General features: G+C 66.6%; 1 pseudogene. It reads right to left on the bottom strand.

Annotated elements, in window-relative coordinates:
• Positions 1–812, bottom strand: a pseudogene (locus F6X42_RS42945) (YadA-like family protein); the annotation flags it as partial.

Raw genomic sequence — 812 nt, 5'->3', positions numbered from 1 at the left:
CGCCGGTTGCCGCCGCATTTGAGCCCACTGCCACCGCGTTGTCTGCTGTTGCACTGGCGTTTGCCCCGGCCACGGTGCTGCCCACACCGGTACCCGGCGTCGCCGCATTGGCCACTGCGTCATTGTTGCGGTCCGGCGACGAAACATCCGGGGTGACCGGCTGAATGTTCGACAGCTGGGAACCGAAATCCTTCACCTGCCCGTCGAGATCCGTCACCTGGTCCTGCAACGCCGAGAGCTGGCCGAAGTTCACCGCGTCATACTGGCTCGTGCCGTTCGCCACATTGCTCAGGATCACCGGGCCTGCGCTCAGGCTTCCGCCGAGCGTCACGGAACCGAAGTTCACCGAGCCGTCAGCGTGACGGTCGTACTGCACCGCGCCCGACAGTTGCGTGCCGACATCGCCCACCTGCGTCTGCAGCTTCGTGATGTCCGTGGTGTTCTCCGTCACCCGGTCATCCAGGTTGGTGACGGCATCGCCTACGCTATGCACCGTCGTACCACCCACGCTGTAGCTCGGTGCGCTGATCGTGCCATCCGCGTTCACGGCCGAGCCGCCACCCAGACCCGCGGCGACGCTCGCCGAGTTCGCATACAGCTGGCTGCCGTTGACGGCTTCCTTGCTGCCCGCAGCAATCGCACCTTCGGCCACGCCGCTCAGCGTGCGCGCGCCATCGGTGCCACTGAAGTCCACCGTCGTGCCGTCCAGGCCCCTGGCCACCGTGATGACCTTGCTGGTCGCGTCCTGCTGCACCAGGCCGACGCTGCCGCCGTCCAGTTGCTGCGTCAGGTTCGTGACCGAGCCTTCCACG

Origin of the sequence: Paraburkholderia podalyriae (genome assembly GCF_014397785.1) — a bacterium.
Classification (GTDB): domain Bacteria; phylum Pseudomonadota; class Gammaproteobacteria; order Burkholderiales; family Burkholderiaceae; genus Paraburkholderia; species Paraburkholderia podalyriae.
The sequence above is the reverse complement of the archived record's forward strand: the minus strand, read 5'-3'. Positions and strand labels throughout refer to the sequence as shown.